Source organism: Rhizobacter sp. P1_G5 (assembly GCF_056405435.1).
The window spans coordinates 1-687 of sequence record NZ_JBFUCB010001156.1 but is presented as its reverse complement, the minus strand read 5'-3'; the positions used below and the strand labels follow the sequence as shown (position 1 = coordinate 687).

General features: G+C 72.8%; 1 protein-coding gene. It reads right to left on the bottom strand.

Annotated elements, in window-relative coordinates; translation table 11 throughout:
- Positions 1-40: 40 nt before the first annotated feature.
- A partial coding sequence (locus tag AC1D12_RS34700) for an AAA-type ATPase lid domain-containing protein (protein WP_477845584.1) occupies positions 41-687 on the bottom strand: 647 nt, incomplete at its 5' end.

Genomic DNA, 687 nt, shown 5'->3' with positions numbered 1-687 from the left:
CTGCAGCACGGTGAGGGCGGGGGCCGGCTCGCGAACCGGTTCAGCCGGGTTCGCCGCGCTCGACATCGACCGGGTCGTCGGTGCCCCCGACGTTGACGCCCAGGCGGGCCATCCGGTAGCGCATCTGGCGCAACGACAGCCCGAGGCTCGCGCCGGCCGCCGTGCGGTTGTAGCGGTAGCGCTCGAGCGCGCGTTCGAGCACGTCGCGCTCGATGTCGTCGAGGTAGGCCGCGAGGTCGCTCGGCAGCGGCGCCTGCACCGGCGCGACCGGTGCGCGCACCGCCTCTGCCGCCGCCGCAGCGGCCGGCTTGGCCGACACCACCGGCGTCGCATCGAACTCCGCGGCATCGCTGTCGCTGAACACCAGCTCGGAGACGCCCAGGTCGGCCACGTCGATCACGTCGCCCACCGTCAGCGCGACCGCGCGGTGCAGCAGGTTCTCGAGTTCGCGCACGTTGCCGGGGAAGCTGTAGCGGCTGAGCTGCACCATCGCATCGCGCGTGAGCCGCGGCGCGGGCGACACGCCGGCATCGCGCGCGATGCGGTCGAGCACGCGGTCGCAGATCGACGGCAGGTCTTCGAGCCGCTCGCGCAGCGGCGGCACGCGGATCTGGATCACGTTGAGGCGGTAGTACAAGTCCTGGCGGAACTTGCCGGCCTGCACTTCGGCGCCGAGGTCCTTGTGGG